Here is a 21,874-nt window from a genome sequence, read left to right as displayed (position 1 = left end):
CTATTTGCCAAGAATCTTGGCCGCTTTAAAATGCGTTACTCCAGACTGCCTTCTTTGGCAAGATATCATTCGGCTCCCACCATCTCCGAACTCGCTAGGCATACCCTTATCCAAATACTACTTTCCTTCACGGTAACTACATATGAATGTATCTCACATTCTATCCAATTCACCCCTGTATTGTCAATACACAGATTAAAAGAAGTTTCTTTTAAAGCTGGTCCTTCATCTTACCCATCTGTCTTAGAAAGCGTTTTGTCTTCAATTCGACACCTAAGTATTCATCATAATAGGCATCCAGCACTTGACGGATTTCCTTCTTAGTCGCATCCTTGATGGAAATCGTTCCAAGCCTGTCCAAGTCCATATAATAAAGGACACGAAGAAGTCTCGCCACCGCAGGGGAAATTTTCATGCGGTATGGGTCTATTTCCTCGCAGCGATGGCACAGGAGTCCGCCTTCACGGATAGAGAAAGAGAAGGACCCATCCTGTGCCCCGCAGTTGACACAGCGATTCAGCTCTGGAGCAAATCCGAATAGACTGAGCATCTTCATCTCGAAAATATTGACGATAATCTCAGGATCATATTCCTCATCAAGATAACGAAGCGATTGGTAAAATAGATTAAATAAAGCTTCATGCGGCTTTCTTTCTTCCGTTCCCTTATCTAGAAGCTCCGCTATGTAGGAGGCATAGGCTGTCAAAAAAATGTCCTCGCGGATTGAACGAAAGGACTCTATCGTCTCTCCCTGCTGCAACTGGCCAAGGCCCCTGCCAGAGAGAAATAAATAATGACCGAAATGAAACAACTGAGTGACAGCAGAAAAGCGGCTGTTAGGCTTTTTCGCTCCTCTCGCCATCACTCCGACTTTGCCAAATTCTCTTGTATATAATGTAATGATTTTGTTCGTTTCACCATAATCGGTTGTGCGAATTACAATGCCTTCACATTTAGCCAGCACGCCACTCACTCCAATATGACGGCAAGATGATCCCTTATACGATTGGGATGTTCAGCTCTTCATTTTCTTCATTCATGATTGGCTGGTTAGCGTCTGTTTGTCTTTCAAGTTCCTTTAAAAGAAGATAAGTATCCACGCTTCCGGTTTGTCTAAACACATTCCAGGTAAATTCAATCATACTTATTCCACCTTTCATTGATAGAAACTAGTTGTTCTTACCTGACTTTAGCTTCACCAACCAGACCGAAAATCATGTGGTTAAAAATTGGCTGATTTCCCATTCGCCTCACTGCCGAATAATATAAGCCCCGTAGTAAGAGGGCTCATCCAACCACTTGGAACAAATTCCCTTTAAGCGAAATTCATTCCCGCTTCGTTTTTTAATACTCATCTTCCCTGAAGCCGATATCTCTTAAATGAGAAGCTTTGTTTCTCCAGTCCTTTTGCACCTTCACCCATAGTTCCAAGAACACTTTGGAACCGAGAAGGTTCTCAATATCCACACGTGCACGCTGTCCGATTTCTTTAAGCATGGCACCTCTCTTACCGATGATGATGCCTTTTTGTGAATCCCGTTCGACAATGATGGTTGCCATAATATGAACGGTTTCCGCCTTTTCCCTGCGTTCAATTTTATCAATTACCACCGCAATGGAGTGAGGTACCTCCTCACGCGTCAAATGGAGAGCCTTTTCCCTGATCATTTCTGAGATGATAAATCTCTCTGGGTGGTCCGTAATCTGATCAGCTGGATAATACTGAGGTCCTTCCGGCAGATAGGCATTGATTTGCTTTAGCAATGTGTCCACATTATTCCCCTCAAGAGCCGAGATAGGCACAATTTCAGCAAAATCATATTTCTCCTTATACGTATCGATAATACGGAACAGCTCATCCGGATGAATTTGGTCAATCTTATTGATAACCAAAAAGACCGGTGTCTTATAGGATTTCAATTTCTCAATGATGAACTCTTCGCCGCGTCCAAATCCTTCTTCCGCATTGACCATGAAGAGAATAGCATCCACTTCCTGAAGCGCATTGGAAGCGACCTTCATCATGAAGTCGCCGAGCTTATGCTTCGGTTTATGAATGCCTGGTGTATCAATAAAGATAATCTGGCTATCATTCGTTGTCAGCACACCTTGAACCTTATTTCTAGTTGTTTGAGGCTTATCGCTCATGATCGCAATTTTTTGCCCAATGACACGGTTGATAAAAGTTGATTTCCCCACATTCGGTCTTCCAATGATAGATACGAAGCCCGATTTAAACTTGGTGTTGGTTTGATTACTCATGTAAATCCTCCGGTGAAAACGCTCCAGGCAATAGTTCTTTGACCGTCAGTTCAAGAACATCACCCTTTAAGTTTGTTAAAATGACCGGCATGTCTTCGTCACATAGCTCGGAGATTACCTGGCGGCATGCACCGCATGGTGATACTGGACGGTCTGTATCGGCCACGACCGCCAATGCTTTGAACTCTGTCACACCTTGTGCCATTGCGGAGAAAAGAGCTGTTCTCTCTGCACAGTTACACATAGAGTAAGCGGCATTCTCAATATTACAGCCATGATAAATCGTTCCGTCAGCTCCAAGCAAGGCTGCTCCAACACCAAAACGGGAGTATGGAATATACGCCTTTTCCCTCGCTTTTTTTGCTTCTTCAATTAATTGTTTTTTTTGCATGTAAGTACCTCCTAAGATTTCTGTTTCACATTAATAAATTCATTATTCTCGGCAAGAAAATAATTAGTCCGACAACCGCCGAAAAGATGGCATACACGAGGACAGCTCCTGCTGCGGTATCCTTTGCAGCCTTTGCCAAAGGATGCGTTTCATTCGTGACTAAATCGACGGCTTTCTCAATAGCTGTATTCATCAGCTCTAGGGCAAGCATCCCCCCAATGGCTGTAAGTACGAATAGCCATTCTAGCTTTGTGATGTCAAAATACACACCGCATATCGTCACAATAAGCGCCGTACAGGCATGAAACCTCATATTGCACTCATGGGCTAACCCATAGCGGATACCTGACCAGGCATAGGCAAAGCCTTTAAAAAACCGTTTAAGACCGGTTGGTTTATCGTGTAAGACCATAGCTGTCTAACAGCTCCCTTTGTCTTGAAAACATGACCTTTTCATCTTCTTCATTCATATGATCATATCCAAGCAAATGAAGGAAACCGTGAACCGCCAGGAATCCAAGCTCACGTTCATTTGAATGACCATATTCAGCAGCTTGCTCCTCCATCCGGTCAATCGAAATAATGATATCTCCTAAAAGGGCTGGTTCATCCGAGCCGATGATTTCAACCTCTCCCTCACCCATCTCTTCCATCGCAAAGGAAATAACGTCTGTCGCTGCATCCTTATGGCGATATTCCTTATTAATTTCCTGAATTCGGCTGTTATCCACGAATGTAACTGACACTTCGCTGCCTGTCTTCACTTGCTCATGCCTTGCTGTATGTTCCAGCAGATTTTCCACAAGCTTCATTTGTTCGTCGGTCACTTTATTCGTTTCATCCATGATGTCAATCGTTAAAATCAATTCCTTCACCTTCTCTATTCTTTATCATCCATTTGCGGATATTCAATTCGATTATGGAAAATACCTGTCAATGTTTCACATAATGAAACTGTTACCTTTTCTAATTCCTTGAGTGTAATATCACATTCATTAAATTGACCGTCATTTAATTTGTCAGCAATGATCGACCTAACCAGCTTTCCAATCGAATCCTGTGTCGGCTTTTTCAAGGAGCGGACTGCCGCTTCCACGCTATCCGCAATGGCAATAATGGCCGCTTCCTTTGATCTCGGTTTAGGCCCTTTATACCGATAATCCTTCTCCTCAGGAGCAAGCCCCTCTTCCTTGGCTTTATGATAGAAATACTTCAAAAGGGTCGTCCCATGATGCTGTTCAATGATATCAACAATTGCTTCAGGCATCCTATGCTTTCGAGCCATCTCTGCCCCATCTGTTGCATGGGCTAGAATAATCTTAGCACTTTTCTCTGGAGACAGACGGTCATGCGGATTATCAATGTTCGTCTGGTTCTCAATGAAATAAGCAGGGCGCTTTGTTTTACCGATATCATGATAATAGCATCCCACACGAGCGAGCAAGCCATTAGCCCCAACCGCCTCACATGCCCCCTCAGCAAGATTGGCCACCATCACACTGTGGTGATATGTACCCGGCGCTTCCATTAATATCTTGCGAAGCAATGGATGATTAGGATTGGAGAGCTCAATCATCTTCATGGAAGAAAAAATGCCAAAGCTGCTTTCAAAGAAAGGAAGCAGTCCAATGGTGCTGATTGCTGAAATAATCCCAGAGGAAATGGCGACAATTGCCACCCAAATATAAGGAATCTCAGCGCCGTCAATCCAATATAATCCTGTGATAAGCACCAAATTGATAAGAGCATTGAAAAGACCCGCCCTTAAGATGCTCGAACGTTCATGATGCTGCCTTAAAAAGACGATTGCCACCAGCCCGCTGATCAGCATATACATCCCAAGACTCGACTGAACACTGCCGGATAAACCATCCTTAAACATAATACTCCCAACGATAGAAAGAAGGATGCCGATCGTAACTGCATACCTGTCCTTCATAAGGATGGTAATCAGCATGACAGCCATCGCCGATGGAAAGAGAAAGGCCAGGGTTTCATCGCTGAGCCGTGCCGTAATATGGATGATTTTCATCAGTGTAATGCCTATTACATATACAAGGGAGAAAATAAAGATATTATCCCGGACTTGGTCTGGTATCTCTACTTTACGAAAAACCAGATAGACCCCGAAGAATACTAAAATCAGTATCGCACCCAGTCCAACATACGGTAGAAATGACTCCTCACTCTTCAGAAGACCAACCAATTTTAGCTGGCGGTAAACCTCCGCATCAATTAAGTATCCTTCCTCAACGATAATCTGTCCTTGCAGAATCCGGACAGGCTCCACATTTTCTTCAGCCTTCTCCCTTGCTGTTTCCGTTGCAGAAGAATCAAAGAACACATTCTGGATAATCGCATAGCGGCCAATATCAATGGAGGCAGAGCGCAGATTCGCAGTTGGCATACTATTATACTTAATCTGTTCTTCCACTTTCTTCTTGGCATTCTCAACCTCATTGGCCCGTATGCCCACCTTCATCATGTCATTAACGCTTGTTTTCGTCATATCCTTAGCCAAGGCTAAGTCAGACTGTGAGGAACCAAGTAAACGAAGAAGAGTTTCATCAGAAATGTCCTTATTGATTGTGTCAGAGAGCCGGGAACGAAGATTCTTTAAATGCTTCTTTGGCTCATTTAGAATCTCTGCCTTTTTCCCTTCCTCTACTTCCTCATTCTTCAATCCAGCAGCCACGACATCCTCTGCACTCGTGAAGATATCCTCCACCATCTTTACCCTTTTTTTAACATATTCCTCGTTAGGTGTATAGATATCTTCCACACTGTTGACAGCTTTTTGTTTCTTCTCTGCCGTCTCAACTGGGTCTTCGACCGTTTTTGGTGAGCGAATGGTCGTATCTGCTACACTGAACTGCTTAACATCAAGCTTCTCCGGCTGTACGCTGCTAAATAACAGTACATAAGAAAGCACTGCTAATAAGAATAGCAGGGTTGCTTGGAGAATCGGATTTTGTTTCCAGCTTTTTATGGAACGAATGATTGTATTCAGCCAATTCACGTGCTTTCCTCCTTCAGACGGAAGAGTCTCTATGTATAAAATCGAACACTTGATGTTATAATATCAGTTTTTGGCAAGCGTTTCACCTTGTTTTCCATTTCAGACACAAAAAAGAAAAGGGCCACAGTATACCTGCGGCTCTCTTTCCTAGAGGATTATGATTATTTTGTTTCATATTTCTCATAGGCATGAATAATCTTGGCCACGAGCGGGTGCCTTACAACATCGGTTTGATCCAGATGGATAAATCCGATTCCTGTGACATTCTTAAGGATATTTTCTGCTGCTTTTAGCCCGGATTGAATGCCTCTTGGCAAATCAATTTGCGATGTATCTCCCGTAATCACCAGCTTTGAGCCAAAGCCAAGTCGAGTTAAAAACATCTTCATTTGAGCCTGTGTTGTATTCTGCGCTTCATCCAGAATGACAAAAGCATCATCCAGTGTCCTTCCGCGCATATAAGCCAACGGGGCAATCTCAATCGTACCGCGTTCAATCAACCTTGCCGTCTGCTCTGTGCCCAATATATCATGCAGGGCATCATATAGCGGTCTCAAGTATGGATCGACCTTCTCCTTTAAATCTCCCGGCAGGAAGCCTAGACTCTCGCCCGCTTCGACTGCAGGACGAGTCAAAATAATACGCTTAACATCCCCGCTCTTCAGGGCGAGAACCGCCATAACGACAGCCAAATATGTTTTTCCTGTACCAGCCGGACCAATACCAAACACAAGATCCTTGCTCCTGATAGCAGAAAGGTATTCCTTCTGTCCTAAAGTCTTTACACGGATGGACTTTCCTTTTGCATTCTTGGTGATCTCTTCGTTATATAAATCCGCAAAATATTCAAGCGTTCCATTCTTGGACAGATTGATAGCATAGGCCACTTCACGGGGTCCAATTTTGATTCCCTTGCGGACAATGGTCAATAAAGCTTGTAAAATCTCATCCGCACTCTCGAGATTCTCTTCTTTTCCCGAAATACTGATGGTCTCGCCGCGGGAGATGATATTGACAGAGAGCTCACTTTCCAACAGCTTGAGATTGCTATCATTGACACCAAACAACTCTGCCGCTTCATTTGGTGATTCTAATTGTAAGTTCATAAGTTTTGCTTGATCTGACATTCCTTAGTCTCCTTGAATCATCGGTTGTCCGATTGCAATATTTTCTAAAACTTGATAATGTATAGTCATTTTAACTTTACCATTGTGGCTCCGCTTGTGCAAAATTTTTTCGTCAATAATGGATGCATCATCCGGTGCGAGTTTCAGCACATCCTGCCTGGCCATCTTTTCTGCTTGGACTGCCGCTTCTTCCTCCGTATACACGCGCACTGCTTTTTCCTTACTTAAATATGTCTTCTTATGAAAGGTTATTGGGATTTCCCAGCCAAAAAAGCGAAAGACCTTCCGATCCTCCTCAACCTCGTATTCCGGGAATCCGTGTTCCCCAAAGCCCCATACAGGCATCTCGAAATCACCGAACTTAATGGTATTCTTGGTTTTAGAATCACCATTAAAGACAAATAAATTCGTTTTCAGCGGAACAGTCACCGTGGTCTTATACCATGTTTCCGCCATCACCTTTCCTTTCGCCCCTACATATTTCTTATTATCTTCCCTTCCAATAAAGCCGCTCACCAATATATCCCCTTTCTGAACATATTGGTTTTTCTCAACTATTCCTTGTCCTTTTTCAACCATCGGCTGGACAATTGTCCCACTCTTCGCCGCAATCAAGTTCATATAGGTCTCATTTGCCTCTTTTTTAGGCTGCTTCTTCTCTACAACCTGAAATTCAAAGGTTGTCCCCTTCAACTGCACGCCAATCCATGTAATAGCAGGCACACGCTCACTTAATTCCTTCTGGATATCCTCCATCTGATCCAATCCGAATTGTAATTTACCGACCTTTATATCCATTTCCTCAAGCGCCTTGCGAACTTCATGCTCAGTAGCCGGACTTGCTCCCTTTATTTCGATTCCCCAGACAACATTAGAAAGAATGAAGATTAATGTGCAAAATAAAAATAGTCCAACAAGCAGGCCGCTGTACTTCAGCAATTTCTTTCCAAAGAAATAGGCCCCCTTTCTTTCCAGAAAGGTCACCTTACACTCGCTTTTTCTTGCTGCAACCCTCAGTGTCGGCACTTCCTCAAGCTTCATATAAAATACAACCGTTTCCGTCCCCATGTTTTTAACATCCCATACGAGCACCTTTTGCTCAAGAAGACGATTAATGAATCTTGTTGCGCCCCTGCCGTTCACTTGAACCTTCACATATCCGCTCAAATGATTTGTCCAATCGTTTTTCATTCGAGTACCTCCCCTTGCTACTCTTCAAGAAATAAGACTTGATCAATCTTTCCCTCAAGCAGGATTTCCTCTGGAAGAATCGTCTTTAACACAAAGCCTTCACCCTTGACCAGAAGTTGTCCGCTCTTTAGCATTAAGCGCAATTCCTTATCTGAAAAAGCCAGCAGCCCCTTGTGATTTTCTATGTATATATGAATTTGGCCAACCATCGTGATTCTCGGCAGGTCCATCATAATATCTTCCGGCAGGTCCATGGCGGCCGTAACCCACCTCTTCAACCGATTCCCCCATGCTCGGGCCATAAAGAGCCCCCTTTCTCCCTGATCTGGATATACATAAATGCGCCTCGTTTCGGCTGTATATAACGACAAGCGTATCTATTACTCAGGAGTCCTCTCCTTATAACCTATTCGCAGCGAGCTGCTTACATGACAACTAATCCTTAGGGGGAACAGAGAATATCAGAGCCGTCATTACACACAAAAATAGACCCTCCGAATCACTCGGAGGGTCTATCTGAAATTATCTAATATGCCTTCTTTTCGACCTAGGCGGACCAAGAATTTCGGACATAATAACAGCCTGTCTTAAGTCAGCCTCCCGTAAATTCACACGTGGTCTTGAACTTTCGGATGCCTGGTTACTGCTCTTTGGCCGTAATTCTTCTGGGATTGCCTTTCTGGCCATTTGTACGGGCACAGAGACTGCCGCTGGTTCAGGTGTTCTCTCCTTCGGCTGAGAATCCGCCAGTTTCGCCTTTTGCCGCTCATATTGCTCCTTAATCGATTGAGCCAAAGTCTCTGCTTTTCTCTCCAATTCCGGTGACTGGCTCAGCTTCTTCTTCAGCTGGCGCTCCCTTTCCTGGATCTTACGGCGAATCTCATCATCTGCTCCGGCCATTTGCATGACAGGCTTCTCGCTCCCCCTGCCCTCAGGACGATTTGTTTTCTCATCCGGCATTGGATCAGGCGGGTTGTTGCTCTGCTCTGCTTCCTTATTTCTTCCGAAGAACCAGCTGATCAGACTGATGATGATGAAAATTAAAATGGGATTATCCCATATTGCCCCTAATACCATGGATAGAACCTCCTTTTCCAGGATACCCGGTTAAGGGATCTTATTTCTCGTCGTCCTGATTCGTCTGGTCTTGATTCATGTTGCCGATGGACTCTCTCATCTTCGTATCGGAGGCAAGGTTTTGATAATTCATGTAATCCATGATTCCCATATTACCAGCTTTGAAAGCATGAGCCATCGCAAGCGGTACTTCAGCTTCAGATTCTACAACCTTCGCCTTCATTTCTTCTACTTTTGCCTTCATCTCTTGCTCTTGTGCAATCGCCATCGCACGGCGTTCCTCTGCTTTTGCTTGGGCAATCTTCTTGTCTGCTTCCGCTTGTTCTGTTTGAAGCTCAGCACCGATGTTTTTGCCGATATCCACATCTGCAATATCGATGGAAAGAATTTCAAAGGCTGTCCCAGCATCCAGCCCTTTGCTTAAGACGGTCTGGGAGATCCTTTCCGGATTCTCAAGAACAGTCGTATGGCTTTCACTTGAACCAATTGTCGAGATAACACCCTCACCAACCCGGGCAATAACCGTATCCTCTCCAGCACCCCCGACAAGGCGTTCAATATTAGCCCGTACGGTAATTCTCGCTTTGGCCTTCACTTCAATCCCGTTCAATGCCACACCCGCAATGAATGGTGTTTCAATGACCTTTGGATTTACGCTCATTTGGACAGCCTCAAGCACGTCACGTCCTGCAAGGTCAATTGCAGCACAGCGCTCAAAGGTAAGGTCGATATTGGCACGATGAGCCGCGATTAGCGCATTAACAACCCGGTCTACATTTCCTCCAGCCAAGTAATGGCTCTCAAGCTGATTCGTTGTCACATTCAATCCTGCTTTTGATGCTTTAATAAGCGGATTGATGACACGGCTCGGCGCTACACGGCGGAGCCTCATACCAATTAACGTGAAAATACTAACACGGACACCTGCAGCGATCGCAGAAATCCAGAGCATAACCGGCACGAATGTAAATAAGACGGCCAGAACAATGATAATGAGCGCCACACCCAGCAGGGCTGCAATCGTTCCACTTGTTAATACCATATTTTATTGTTCTCCCTTCATTTCTAAATTACTGATTATCTTCATCTAATTGTCGCACAACTACACGGGAACCTTCCACTTTAACTACTTTAACAGCAGTTCCCTTGTTAATAAAGCTTCCCTCACTGACCACATCAATTCTCTCTCCATCAACCAAAACCGTTCCAGCAGGTCTCAAGTCAGTCAGCAGAATCCCTTCCTTGCCGATGAGCTCAGTTCTGTTTGTATTGGAGATATAACCTTTCTCGGTGCTTGTTGAATCAAACAGTACAAGTCGATCAAAGGCCGTGAATTTCTTCCCGAAGAATTTAATCAGAATGACGGCTACCAAAAAGGCTGCCAGCAAGGCAATGAAAATCGATTTCGCCATAAGTTCCACATCCCCCGAAGCAAGAAATAAACTTGCTATTATTGCAATAAAGCCTACTATACCGATGATTCCTCCCGGTATGAAAAATTCCAGCAGAATCAGGCCAATTCCGACAATAAACAGAATCAAGGTTTCATATCCGGCAAGCCCCGATACGAGATGACCATAGAAGAACAGCAGCAAGGCAGAAATACCAGCGATTCCCGGCAGTCCGAAGCCCGGAGAATAGAGTTCAACGATGAGTCCAATCGTACCGATGGATAACAAAATCGGAATGATATAAGGATTCGTTAGAAAACGTGCCGCCTTATCGGCAAAGGTTTCCTCAAACATCACTTTCTCTGCTTCCTCAAGCCCTAGTTTCTGAAGAAGTGCCTCTTCATTTTTGACAGTGCCTTCACTGTAGCCGATTTCACTTGCCTGAGAAGCCGTCAAAGTAAGAAGCTTTCCTTCCCATGAATCATAAGCTGATGGCAGGTCAACATCCTTTTCCGCCATTGCTTTCGCAAAGGACGGGTTCCGGCCGCTTGATTCTGCCGCCTTCTCCATATTAGCCAGCCAATAAGATTGTGCCTTCTCATCGGCAGCATTTCCATCTGAGGTGATGACTGCCGCTGCTCCCATCGTGGCGCCCGGCACCATGTAGATTTCATCCGCATTCAATGATATGAAGGCACCAGCTGATAAGGCGCGATTATCGATAAAGGCTACGGTCTTAATATCCGTTTCAGCAAATGCCTGCCCAATCTCATCCGCCGCATCAACAGCTCCGCCTGGTGTATTAATATCAAATATGATTGCTTCTGCCCCATCTTCCTCAGCAGTCTCGATGGCACGGGTCAAGAAATTGGCTAACCCTTTCTCCACATCATTATGTATAGGAACAATATAGACTTTCTCTCCATTACCTAAGCTTGTATTTGGCCCGCCGATGAAGCTCAAGCAAAAGGCGGCAATAAAAAAGAGCGACCACCAATGTTTCTTCACTCTCTCTCTTCCCTCCTTCCCATTTTCCCTTATAGTCCATTATACGTACAAAGACCTTATTAGTTTCAATATTCTTGTGCATTTATCTGTTTTTTCCTGAAAACATAATAAAAAACCCGCGAATCGATTGATTCACGGATTTTATATGTCTTATTTTGAAAGATGTTGCAGTACCAGTTTATTAACTAAAGATCCATCAGCTTTGCCCTTCACCTTCGGCATGATAGCGGACATTACTTTCCCCATATCAGCCTTAGAAGTGGCATTTGTTTGGGCGATCGCTTCAGTAACAAGCGCATCCAGATCTTCTTCGCTTAATTGTTTCGGCATATAGCTTTCCACAACAGCAATTTCAGCGTGAAGCTTTTCGGTTAAGTCCTGGCGCCCTGCTTTATCAAATTCTTGAAGGGAGTCTTTACGTTGCTTTAACTCACGTGATAGCACGGTCAACTCTTCATCCTCGGATAACTCTTGTTTGCCAAGCTTAATTCCTTCATTCTGAAGAGAAGCCTTCATCATTCGGATGACAGAGAGCTTGTCTTTATCTTTGTCTTTCATAGCTTGTTTCATATCGCTGTTTAAACGCTCAACAAGACTCATTAAAGGCACCTCTTTTTAGTACTTGCGTTTTCTCGCAGCTTCAGACTTTTTCTTACGTTTAACACTAGGTTTTTCATAGAATTCGCGCTTTCTTACTTCCTGCATAGTACCTTGCTTGGAAACTGTGCGTTTGAAGCGTCGAAGAGCATCTTCAAGCGATTCGTTTTTCTTAACGACTGTTTTAGACATCTCTTTCCCTCCCTCCGAGCACAACAACTCTAATTTCCTCATGTTGAAGGAAACCATGTACCTTAAAATTATAATATATCAGGTATCTTAGGTCAACTGTTATTCCAATTTTAACGCTTGGTTTTATCGCATTCTTTTGACACGATTTTATTTTATTTCAAGCAGGGAATTCCCGTACAAGCAACTGATTCATCAATGGCCGTGCAAGGCCTTCTGATCTGGACATAAACCGTTCCATTGATCAACCGCTTTGCATAACGAGCAGCATGGGCTATTCACGATCCTAAACACTTTAACCGCTTTACCTTTCAGCAAAAAAAGTCCAAGGTTCACTTAAGAAACCTTGGACTCCTATATTATTGGGCTACTGCTTCGATTTGATCGTCTAACACGCGGACGAATTGCCCTTCGTTATACGGATAGCCAGCCTTTGTGATTTTCACTTTGACGATTTGGCCGATCATGTCTTCTGTCGCCGGGAAGACAACCTTCAAATAATTATCAGAATACCCTTGATATAAGCCTTCTCCTTCTTCAAAACGGTCTTCTGGAATGACTTCAAGAACCTCATCCTCGAATTGAGAAGCGAACTCCTTCGCCAATTGCTCGGAAAGGGCAATCAAGCGGTGTACACGGTCGTTTTTCACATCTTCATCAACTTGGTCTTCCATACGTGCAGCTGGTGTGCCTGTCCGTTTTGAATAAGGGAAGACGTGAAGCTCAGAAAAACGTTGCTCCTTAATGAAATTATACGTCTCCATGAATTCTTCCTCTGTTTCACCCGGGAAACCTACGATAACATCCGAAGTGATTGCTAGATTTGGCAATGCTTCACGCAGGCGTGCTACACGCTCGGCATAAAACTCTGTTGAATACTTGCGGCGCATTCTCTTAAGCACAGTGTTTGAAGCCGATTGAATCGGTATATGCAAATGCGGAACAACCTTGTCAGATTTCCGCAATACCTCGATGACCTCATCAGAGATTTGTGAGGCTTCGATGGAGGAAATACGGATGCGTTTCAATCCCGCTACCTTCTCATCCAAATCCATCAGAAGCATGGCAAGATTATAATCCTTTAAGTCTTCTCCATATCCGCCTGTATGAATACCTGTAAGGACGATTTCCTTATAGCCTGCGTCAACCAGCTGCTGAGCTTGATGAACGACTTCCTGTGGATCTCTTGAGCGCAGAAGTCCGCGTGCCCATGGGATGATGCAGAAAGTACAGAAGTTATTGCAGCCCTCCTGAATCTTCAATGACGCGCGCGTACGGTCAGTGAAGGCAGGTACGTCCATTTCTTCATATACTCTTGTTTTCATGATATTGCGAACGCCGTTGATTGGCTGGCGTTCTTCTCTAAATGTATCAATAAATCCTAACAGTTTACCGCGGTCCTGTGTTCCGACCACGATATCCACTCCTGGAATGGCCATAATTTCCGCAGGGGAGGTTTGAGCATAGCAGCCTGTTACGCAAATGACCGCATCTGGATTCTTACGGACAGCTCTGCGAATGATTTGACGGCTTTTCTTGTCGCCTGTATTTGTCACGGTACATGTATTAATAACGTAGACATCTGCTACTTGCTCAAAATCTACTCGATCATATCCTGAAGCCTGAAACAGCTGCCATATCGCTTCTGTTTCATAATGGTTCACTTTACATCCTAATGTATGGAACGCTACGGTTGCCATTTCCTTCACCTCGCTAATTCTAATTGATAAGATATTGCTGACAATGCATATAATGGCGCTGTCTCTGTGCGGAGAATGCGGGGTCCAAGGCTGCATGTCATAAAGCCTTGAGCGAGCAAACGCTCTACCTCTTTTTCGTCCAGGCCTCCCTCAGGCCCAAAGACAATGAGAAGTTTTTCTCCAGGTTTGACGGCTTGCAATGTTTCAGCCAGCCGCATACTTTCTCCTTGCTTTGCCTCTTCCTCATAAGCTACGAGCTTATGGTCAAAGCCATCTAATTGCTTCAGTAATCCCTCAAATGAAACTGGGTCGTCAATTCGCGGGATGACCGTACGATGCGATTGCTCTGCCGCCTCTTTTGCAATCTTGCGCAGCCGTTCCGTTTTCTTGGCGGCTTTCTTTGCATCCCATTTAACAATGGAACGAGTTGCCACAAAAGGGATAAATGCATGAGCCCCAAGCTCCGTCCCTTTTTGAATGACCCACTCTAATTTATCCCCTTTAGGCAAGCCGTTCGCGATACTCACTTGAACGGGCATTTCCACTGATTCATCCACCCATTCAATGATGCGGCCACGAAGAGACTCATCAAGGATGGTATCAATTTGAATGAGCGCTGTCTTGGCATTGATGACTCCCATAAACTGGTCGCCAGTCTCCATCCGCATCACCCGAGTCATATGATGAAAATCATCTCCCGAGACGATGACGTTCTCCTCATCGTTCATCTCATGAATAAAATATCTCTGCATGGCCTCGCATCCTTCTTCCTTCTAAAATCGTACTATAACGCCTTATTGCTTAACTGCTGTAATGGACACCCAGTCCTCCATCGTCATGACTTCCTCAATGATTAAGCCGCTATTCTTAATGGCCTCTTCCACCTCAGCTCTTTTCTGCTTGATAATGCCAGAGGAGATAAAGCGTCCGCCAGGCTTAAGAAGTCTCTCCACATCATCTGTAAAGCGAACAATGACTTCAGCCAAAATATTTGCGACAATGATGTCAGCCTCGAAATCTACTTCCTTCAACAAGTCATTCTGCTTAATGGTTACCTTATCATGAACCTTGTTGAGCTTACAATTGATTTTCGCGCTATTCACGGCCACTTCATCTAAGTCAAGCGCAAGAATTTCTTCTGCGCCGTATTTCGCTGCCGCAATCGTCAATACGCCTGAACCTGTTCCCACATCAATGATATGCATCCCCGGTTTAACCTGTTTTTCAAGCGCCTGAATACAGAGGATTGTCGTTGGATGTGTACCTGTTCCAAATGCCATCCCCGGATCTAGTTCAATAATCTTCTCATCACTGCTAACAGGAGTGTATTCCTCCCATGTCGGAACAATCGTGATTTGTTCAGAAATCTTCACCGGATGATAATATTTCTTCCAGGCAGTTGCCCATTCTTCCTCATTTACTTCACTGATTGTTACTTTATTAGCACCCAGATCAATATCATATTCAACAAGGTTATTAATCAAGTCCTTGATCCCATCGACTGTTTCGCCAAGAAAGCTATTAACCGGCAGGTATGCCTTTACAATGACACCCTCATCTGGAAAATCATTAGGGTCGAGCTGATAGATTTCGCCGAATACATTCTCCCTTTCACGGACAAGCTCAAGCGGATCTTCAATCACCACACCGCTTGCTCCTGCCTCATGCAATATATTCGATATTGGTTCGACTGCTTCATTTGTTGTATGAATACATAATTCGGACCATTTCATCATCTACCAACTCCTACCTGTTTATTCACCTTTAAATGCTCTTTTTACTTTTGAGAAGAAACCTTCTTCATGTTCGTCCAATTGACCTTGACCGCTGATTTCCGCAAACTCTCTGATTAGTTCTTTCTGCTTATCAGATAGCTTTGTCGGTGTTACGACTAAAATACGGATATGCTGGTCGCCCTGGCCATAGCCTCTTACATTTTGCACGCCCTTGCCCTTCAAGCGGAAACGAGTGCCTGTTTGCGTGCCGGCCGGCACCTTCAGCTTCACCTTCCCATGGATGGTCGGTACTTCGATTTCATCCCCTAAGGCTGCCTGTGCAAAGGTAATTGGCATTTCACAATAAATATCATCCCCATCACGCTCAAAGAATTCATGAGGTTTAATTTGGAAGACGACGAATAAATCTCCAGCCGGCCCGCCATTTACGCCTGGCTCACCCTTGCCTGGTACACGCAATTGCTGGCCATCGTCCACACCTGCTGGTACCTTAATTTGAATTTTGTTACGTTTTCTGACCGTACCTTTTCCGTGACAGGTTGCGCATTTATGCTTAATAATCTTCCCTGTACCGCTGCAATGCTGACATACACGGCGGTTTACAATCCGGCCGAATGGTGTATTTTGTTCCACATTCAGCTGACCTGTACCATTACAATGAGAGCAAGTTTCAGGAGAAGTTCCCGGCTTAGCACCGCTTCCCTTACATGTCTCACATTCTTCATCCCTTGGTATTTCAATGGTTGTTTCAGTTCCAAAGCACGCCTCTTCAAAGGAAAGTGTCATTGTGTATTGTAAATCATCCCCTTGACGAGGAGCATTTGGATCACGGCGGCGGCCGCCTCCGCCAAAGAATGTGTTGAATATATCCTCAAATCCGCCGAAGCCTTCAAACCCAGCACCGCCGGCTCCCCCGAAGCCTTGAGTTGGATCCTCATGACCGAATTGGTCATAGCGCGCTCTCTTTTGATCATCGCTTAAAACTTCATACGCTTCTTTGACCTCTTTAAACTTCTCTGTTGCATCTGCTTCTTTATTAATGTCAGGGTGATATTGTTTGGAAAGGCGACGATACGCTTTCTTCAATTCATCCTTCGAGGCATTTTTGCCAACCCCAAGCACCTCATAATAATCCCGTTTGCTCATTCCTCACACTCCTGATTCTTGTAATATCCGTCGTTTCACATAAAAAATATTGTACCACTTGATAAACATGAGTTGCAATATAAACAACAAATGGATAAGACGTTAAAAAAAGCCAAAGTCAAGCATGCCTTGACTTTGACTCTTTTCGTTCAGAAATTATTTCTTGTCGTCATCCACTTCTGTGAATTCAGCATCTACGACATCATCTGCTTTGCCTGCGCCGTCTTGACCTTCTTGGGCTTGAGCTTGCGCTTGCGCTGCTTGCTCATAAAGCTTCACACTAAGTGCCTGAACAATCTCTTGCAAGGCATCTTTCTTTTCTTTCATAGCAGCAAGATCATTCTTTTCGATAGCTTCTTTCAATGCATCTTTTGCTTCCGTTGCTTTTTGAACTTCTGCTGCATCTACTTTGCCTTCAAGCTCTTTTAATGTTTTTTCGGTTTGGAATACAAGGCTGTCAGATTCGTTGCGAAGCTCTGCTTCTTCTTTGCGTTTCTTATCAGCTTCCGCATTTTCTTCCGCTTCCTTCACCATACGGTCAATTTCTTCATCACTCAAGGATGTAGCAGATTGAATCGTGATGGCTTGTTCTTTGTTTGTGCCAAGGTCTTTCGCACGAACGTTAACAATCCCGTTATTGTCGATATCAAATGTTACTTCAATTTGAGGAATACCGCGTGGTGCCGGCGGAATGTCCGTTAATTGGAAACGGCCAAGTGTTTTGTTGTCCGCTGCCATTTGACGCTCCCCTTGAAGAACATGAATATCAACGGCTGTTTGGTTATCTGCTGCTGTTGAGAAAATTTGAGACTTGCTTGTCGGAATCGTTGTATTACGGTCGATTAAGCGAGTAAATACACCGCCCATTGTTTCAATACCAAGAGATAGAGACGTTACGTCAAGCAAGACAACATCTTTAACGTCACCAGTGATAACGCCGCCTTGGATAGCTGCTCCCATTGCTACGACTTCATCTGGGTTTACGCCTTTATGAGGCTCTTTGCCTGTTTCTTTCTTAATTGCTTCTTGTACAGCAGGGATACGAGTAGATCCGCCGACAAGGATTACTTTATCGATTTCAGCTGGGGACAAGCCTGCATCACGAAGAGCTTGGCGAGTAGGTCCCATTGTTCTTTCAACAAGGCCAGCTGTGATTTCATTGAATTTCGCGCGAGTAAGCGTCACATCCAAGTGCAATGGTCCAGCTTCTCCAGCCGTGATGAATGGAAGAGAGATTTGAGTGGATGTAACACCAGATAAATCCTTCTTCGCTTTTTCAGCTGCATCTTTTAAGCGTTGAAGCGCCATTTTATCTTTAGATAGGTCAATTCCGTTTTCTTTACGGAATTCTTCGATTAAGTATTCCATAACGGCATTATCAAAGTCATCTCCGCCAAGACGGTTGTCACCAGCAGTAGAGCGCACTTCGAATACGCCATCACCCAATTCAAGGATGGAAACGTCAAATGTACCGCCGCCAAGGTCGAATACAAGGATTTTTTGATCTTCGTCTGCTTTATCAAGACCATAAGCAAGAGCCGCAGCTGTTGGTTCGTTGATAATACGTTCAACTTCAAGACCAGCGATGCGTCCAGCATCTTTTGTTGCTTGACGTTCTGCATCATTGAAGTAAGCCGGAACCGTGATAACAGCTTTTGTCACTTTTTCGCCAAGGTATTCTTCTGCGTAAGATTTCAAGTATTGAAGGATGATCGCAGATACTTCTTGTGGAGAGTAGTCTTTGCCTTCAATGTTGACAGTGTAATCTGTACCCATATGACGTTTAATGGAGCTTACTGTATTCAAGTTTGTGATTGCTTGGCGTTTTGCCACCTCACCAACTTGACGTTCGCCGTTTTTGAAAGCAACGACAGATGGAGTTGTTCTATTTCCTTCTGGATTTGGAATAACCTTTGGTTCCCCGCCCTCTAGCACAGATACGCAAGAGTTAGTGGTTCCTAAGTCAATACCGATAATTTTACTCATGAATGATTACCTCCCGTAATATGTAACCTTATTGATTCACTTTTACCATAGATGGTCGAATCACACGGTCCTTAAGTTTATAGCCTTTTTGAAGCTCTTCCACAACAATGTTTGAACCAAAGTCTGGATTATTATCCTGCATGACAGCCTGATGCTGATGCGGGTCAAATTCCTCTCCGACAGCTTTGATTTCTTCAACGCCTTCTTCCTTAAGGGCTGCTTGAATACCGCTTAAGACCATATTCATTCCTTGTAGAAGTGCCTTTGTTTCTTCATTATCTGTCGAAATCATAAGTGCTCGTTCAAAGTTATCCAACGCCGGCAGTAAATTTGTTACCAAGGATTGCGCTCTGTACTTCTGCGCTGCCTCTGCATCAAGCTTCACACGGCGGCGATAATTATCGAAATCGGCATAAAGACGCAAATATTTCGCCTCTGCTTCCTTCAGCTTTTGTTCAAGCTCAGCTTCCTTGCCTCCAGTGCTTCCCTCTGCTACCTCATCAGAAGCCGCATCAGCTGCACCAGATTCAGTTGAATCTGTATCTTGTGTTTCATTCACATCTGTTTCATCGAATATTTCTTCAATTGTTTCATCAACAGCTTGATCCTGTTTATTTTCAGCCACTGCTTCTCACCTCCCTATAAGCTTTGCCAATATATTCAAGAACGACATTACTACTATTACCGTTCCTTTTTATTTTGATACTGCTCCGTTAGCATCGCGCTCAAATTGTCAGAGAAAAAGGACAGTAAACCAATGACACGCGCATAATCCATTCTGGTTGGTCCAAGAATTGCGATGGAACCAAGGCTTTCATCACCAATGGAATACGTGGCGCTTATGATGCTGCAATTGCTTAACGCAAGATTATTATTCTCATGACCAATCCGGACATTGATGCCAACAGGTGTTTGACTCACTAAATCATACAGATCCTTTTCCTGTTCAATAACATTGAGAATCGCCTTCACTTTCTCAATATCATGGAATTCAGGCTGGCTGAGCATATTTGCTTTACCGCCAAAGAACAGCTTCTCGTTTGCCGGAATCTGCAATGTGGCCGCAATCATATTCAGCACCATATCATAGTTCGTGATATGCTGCTTTAATAGTACAGCAACCTCCTTATAGATCTTTTCCTTCAACTGGGTTAAAGGAACGCCTATCAGCCGTTCATTCAAGATATTAACGACTCTCTCCATTTCATCCATGTCAATGCCTGGAGGGAGATAAATCATCTTATTTTCAACATGCCCGGTATCCGTGACGATGATAGCTGTGGCAGTATTATTGCCAAGCGGAACGATTTGGATTCTGCGTAAATAATTATCCGACACAGCAGGCCCCAGCATGATGGTCGTATAATTAGTGATTTCAGAGAGAATGCCGGCAGAGCGCTGGACAATCTTCTCTAGCTCGAAAAGCTTATCTTTAAAAATCGATTTTAACTTATGGATGTCTTCCTTTTGAAGCTGCTGCGGTGATACAAGATGATCCACATAGTATCGATACCCTTTTTCCGACGGAATACGCCCGGAGGATGTATGAGTTTTCTCTAAGTATCCCATTTCCTCAAGGTCAGCCATTTCATTTCTGATTGTAGCCGAGCTCAGTGAAATGCCATCCTTCTTCGAAATATTGCGTGAACCGACAGGCTGAGCGGTCGATATAAAATCATCGATGATCACTTGTAATATAAGCAGTTGTCTGTTTGTTAACATCGATAATCACCCCTGTTAGCACTCTTTGCCTCCGAGTGCTAAGTCTATAAATAAAGTATCAAAACGGCCGTAACGTGTCAACGGTTATGATTATGTTTTCAGCGTCATTTTTTAACTATAATAAAAAATCCTGAAATACTTCATTGCCAATTAATTTTCCTTGATGGGTAAGCTTAATATTTCCGCCCTCTATGACAAGCAGTTCTTTTTGAAGGAAATTAGCGATGGCCTCACCGAATACATCGTTCATGTCAATACCAAAACGCTGCTTAAATCCTTGGATAGAGACACCCTCTGTCTTTCTCAGACCAAGGAACATCTCTTCCTCCATTCTTTCCTTCTTCGTGACATTTGCCTGGTCAATGATAGGTTTCTCCCCATTTGCGATGTCATTCATGTATTTTTTGAGCGGACCATGATTATGGTAGCGCACCCCATTCAGATAGCCGTGTGCACCTGCTCCTAATCCATAATACTCCTCATTATTCCAATAGACGAGATTATGCTTGCTCTCAAAGCCCGGCTTGCCGAAGTTTGAGATTTCATATTGATGGTAGCCTGCCTTCTCCATCCGCTCCATTACATATTCATACATGGAGGCTTCCGTATCCTCTGAAGGGAGGGAGAGCTTGCCTTTATTCAGCATGATGTAAAAGACTGTCTTCGGCTCAATAATAAGCGAATAGGCTGAGAAATGAGGCAGCTCGAGTTCAAGCGCCCGGTTAATCGTGTCTTGCAAGTCCTCTATCGTCTGGCCAGGCAGGGAGTAAATCAAGTCAATACTGATATTCTCAAATCCCGCCTCCCGCGCCAGTTCAATATTCCGGTACACATCCTCGGAGGTATGTCCGCGGCCGATTTTCTTCAAGAGCTCTTCATTGAAGGTCTGTACCCCCAAGCTCAAGCGATTGACGCCTGCCGCCTTCATGACTGCGAGCTTTTCCTTTGTCAAATCCCCCGGATTGGCCTCCATTGTGAACTCATACTCATCCCCTAAGCGGATGTTCTCATGAATGGATGCTAGAAGCTTCTCCATTTGGCCAGCATCCAGCGCCGTCGGTGTTCCTCCGCCGATGAAGACCGTCTTCATCTCCCTCTTGCCCATTTGATAGAGTGACATTTCACCCGCAAGACTTCGAAGATATTCTTCAACAGGCTGGTTTTGAATAAAGAATTTATTGAAATCGCAGTAATGACAAATCTGCGTACAAAAAGGTATGTGAACATACATGCTTTGCGCCAAGGCAGAAGCACCTCTTTTCTTAAAGAACTATAGATGATCTATTATCACCATCATAATAAAAGAGAGGCCAGAACAAAAATGTCCGGCCT

General features: G+C 44.1%; 23 protein-coding genes. All 23 read right to left on the bottom strand.

Annotated elements, in window-relative coordinates; translation table 11 throughout:
- Positions 1–211: 211 nt before the first annotated feature.
- The 23 genes from recO to hemW all read right to left on the bottom strand — a co-directional run bounded on the left by recO (position 212) and on the right by hemW (position 21,785).
- On the bottom strand, positions 212–964 hold the full coding sequence (recO, locus tag AC622_RS05285) for a DNA repair protein RecO (RefSeq protein WP_049670105.1): 753 nt from the start codon (positions 962–964) through the stop codon (positions 212–214).
- Positions 965–998: 34 nt separating this feature from the next.
- Complete coding sequence (locus AC622_RS20555; protein ID WP_082197026.1) at positions 999–1,142, bottom strand: YqzL family protein; 144 nt, start codon at positions 1,140–1,142, stop codon at positions 999–1,001.
- Between the two features lie 202 nt (positions 1,143–1,344).
- Positions 1,345–2,262, bottom strand: a complete 918-nt coding sequence (gene era / locus AC622_RS05280) for a GTPase Era (protein ID WP_049670104.1) — start codon at positions 2,260–2,262, stop codon at positions 1,345–1,347.
- Positions 2,255–2,653, bottom strand: a complete 399-nt coding sequence (locus AC622_RS05275; protein WP_049670103.1) for a cytidine deaminase — start codon at positions 2,651–2,653, stop codon at positions 2,255–2,257. The genes era and AC622_RS05275 overlap by 8 nt, the downstream gene beginning before the upstream one ends.
- A 25-nt stretch (positions 2,654–2,678) precedes the next feature.
- Positions 2,679–3,065, bottom strand: a complete 387-nt coding sequence (locus AC622_RS05270; protein WP_049670102.1) for a diacylglycerol kinase family protein — start codon at positions 3,063–3,065, stop codon at positions 2,679–2,681.
- The gene (gene ybeY, locus AC622_RS05265; RefSeq protein ID WP_197089905.1) at positions 3,049–3,519 is read right to left on the bottom strand and encodes an rRNA maturation RNase YbeY; all 471 of its coding nucleotides are present in this window, start codon (positions 3,517–3,519) and stop codon (positions 3,049–3,051) included. The genes AC622_RS05270 and ybeY overlap by 17 nt, the downstream gene beginning before the upstream one ends.
- Before the next feature lie 14 nt (positions 3,520–3,533).
- A complete protein-coding gene (locus tag AC622_RS05260) occupies positions 3,534–5,672 on the bottom strand; it encodes an HD family phosphohydrolase (RefSeq protein WP_231589482.1) in 2,139 nt (712 codons plus the stop codon).
- Positions 5,673–5,833: 161 nt separating this feature from the next.
- The gene (locus AC622_RS05255) at positions 5,834–6,799 is read right to left on the bottom strand and encodes a PhoH family protein (protein ID WP_049670101.1); all 966 of its coding nucleotides are present in this window, start codon (positions 6,797–6,799) and stop codon (positions 5,834–5,836) included.
- Between the two features lie 3 nt (positions 6,800–6,802).
- On the bottom strand, positions 6,803–7,990 hold the full coding sequence (yqfD, locus tag AC622_RS05250) for a sporulation protein YqfD (protein WP_049670100.1): 1,188 nt from the start codon (positions 7,988–7,990) through the stop codon (positions 6,803–6,805).
- 17 nt (positions 7,991–8,007) lie between these two features.
- On the bottom strand, positions 8,008–8,292 hold the full coding sequence (gene yqfC / locus AC622_RS05245) for a sporulation protein YqfC (RefSeq protein WP_049670099.1): 285 nt from the start codon (positions 8,290–8,292) through the stop codon (positions 8,008–8,010).
- 220 nt (positions 8,293–8,512) lie between these two features.
- Positions 8,513–9,067 (bottom strand): hypothetical protein, encoded by a 555-nt coding sequence (locus AC622_RS05240; protein WP_049670098.1) that lies wholly within the window; start codon positions 9,065–9,067, stop codon positions 8,513–8,515.
- 40 nt (positions 9,068–9,107) lie between these two features.
- Positions 9,108–10,109 carry a flotillin-like protein FloA gene (gene floA / locus AC622_RS05235; RefSeq protein WP_049670097.1) on the bottom strand — a complete coding sequence of 334 codons (1,002 nt, stop codon included), beginning with the start codon at positions 10,107–10,109 and terminating at the stop codon, positions 9,108–9,110.
- Between the two features lie 28 nt (positions 10,110–10,137).
- Positions 10,138–11,466, bottom strand: coding sequence for an NfeD family protein (locus tag AC622_RS05230; protein WP_082197025.1), 1,329 nt, complete (start codon positions 11,464–11,466; stop codon positions 10,138–10,140).
- Between the two features lie 150 nt (positions 11,467–11,616).
- Positions 11,617–12,066, bottom strand: coding sequence for a GatB/YqeY domain-containing protein (locus AC622_RS05225; RefSeq protein WP_049670096.1), 450 nt, complete (start codon positions 12,064–12,066; stop codon positions 11,617–11,619).
- Between the two features lie 15 nt (positions 12,067–12,081).
- A complete protein-coding gene (gene rpsU, locus AC622_RS05220) occupies positions 12,082–12,255 on the bottom strand; it encodes a 30S ribosomal protein S21 (RefSeq protein ID WP_049670095.1) in 174 nt (57 codons plus the stop codon).
- Positions 12,256–12,611: 356 nt separating this feature from the next.
- Entirely contained in the window at positions 12,612–13,952 is a 1,341-nt protein-coding gene (mtaB, locus tag AC622_RS05215) for a tRNA (N(6)-L-threonylcarbamoyladenosine(37)-C(2))-methylthiotransferase MtaB (RefSeq protein WP_049670094.1), read from the bottom strand.
- A gap of 5 nt (positions 13,953–13,957) precedes the next feature.
- Complete coding sequence (locus tag AC622_RS05210) at positions 13,958–14,704, bottom strand: 16S rRNA (uracil(1498)-N(3))-methyltransferase (protein ID WP_049670093.1); 747 nt, start codon at positions 14,702–14,704, stop codon at positions 13,958–13,960.
- A 42-nt stretch (positions 14,705–14,746) separates the two neighbouring features.
- On the bottom strand, positions 14,747–15,685 hold the full coding sequence (gene prmA / locus AC622_RS05205) for a 50S ribosomal protein L11 methyltransferase (RefSeq protein ID WP_049672798.1): 939 nt from the start codon (positions 15,683–15,685) through the stop codon (positions 14,747–14,749).
- A 21-nt stretch (positions 15,686–15,706) separates the two neighbouring features.
- Positions 15,707–16,834 (bottom strand): molecular chaperone DnaJ, encoded by a 1,128-nt coding sequence (dnaJ, locus tag AC622_RS05200; protein ID WP_049670092.1) that lies wholly within the window; start codon positions 16,832–16,834, stop codon positions 15,707–15,709.
- Positions 16,835–16,990: 156 nt separating this feature from the next.
- Complete coding sequence (gene dnaK / locus AC622_RS05195) at positions 16,991–18,820, bottom strand: molecular chaperone DnaK (RefSeq protein ID WP_049670091.1); 1,830 nt, start codon at positions 18,818–18,820, stop codon at positions 16,991–16,993.
- 28 nt (positions 18,821–18,848) lie between these two features.
- Positions 18,849–19,445 (bottom strand): nucleotide exchange factor GrpE, encoded by a 597-nt coding sequence (gene grpE / locus AC622_RS05190; protein ID WP_049670090.1) that lies wholly within the window; start codon positions 19,443–19,445, stop codon positions 18,849–18,851.
- A 56-nt stretch (positions 19,446–19,501) separates the two neighbouring features.
- The gene (gene hrcA / locus AC622_RS05185) at positions 19,502–20,542 is read right to left on the bottom strand and encodes a heat-inducible transcriptional repressor HrcA (protein WP_049670089.1); all 1,041 of its coding nucleotides are present in this window, start codon (positions 20,540–20,542) and stop codon (positions 19,502–19,504) included.
- Between the two features lie 115 nt (positions 20,543–20,657).
- Complete coding sequence (gene hemW / locus AC622_RS05180) at positions 20,658–21,785, bottom strand: radical SAM family heme chaperone HemW (protein ID WP_049670088.1); 1,128 nt, start codon at positions 21,783–21,785, stop codon at positions 20,658–20,660.
- Between the last annotated feature and the right edge of the window lie 89 nt (positions 21,786–21,874).

The sequence above is a fragment of the Bacillus sp. FJAT-27916 genome, assembly GCF_001183965.1.
GTDB lineage: Bacteria > Bacillota > Bacilli > Bacillales > Pradoshiaceae > Pradoshia.
Note: the sequence above shows the minus strand (reverse complement) of the source record. Positions and strands in the feature narration are given on the sequence as shown.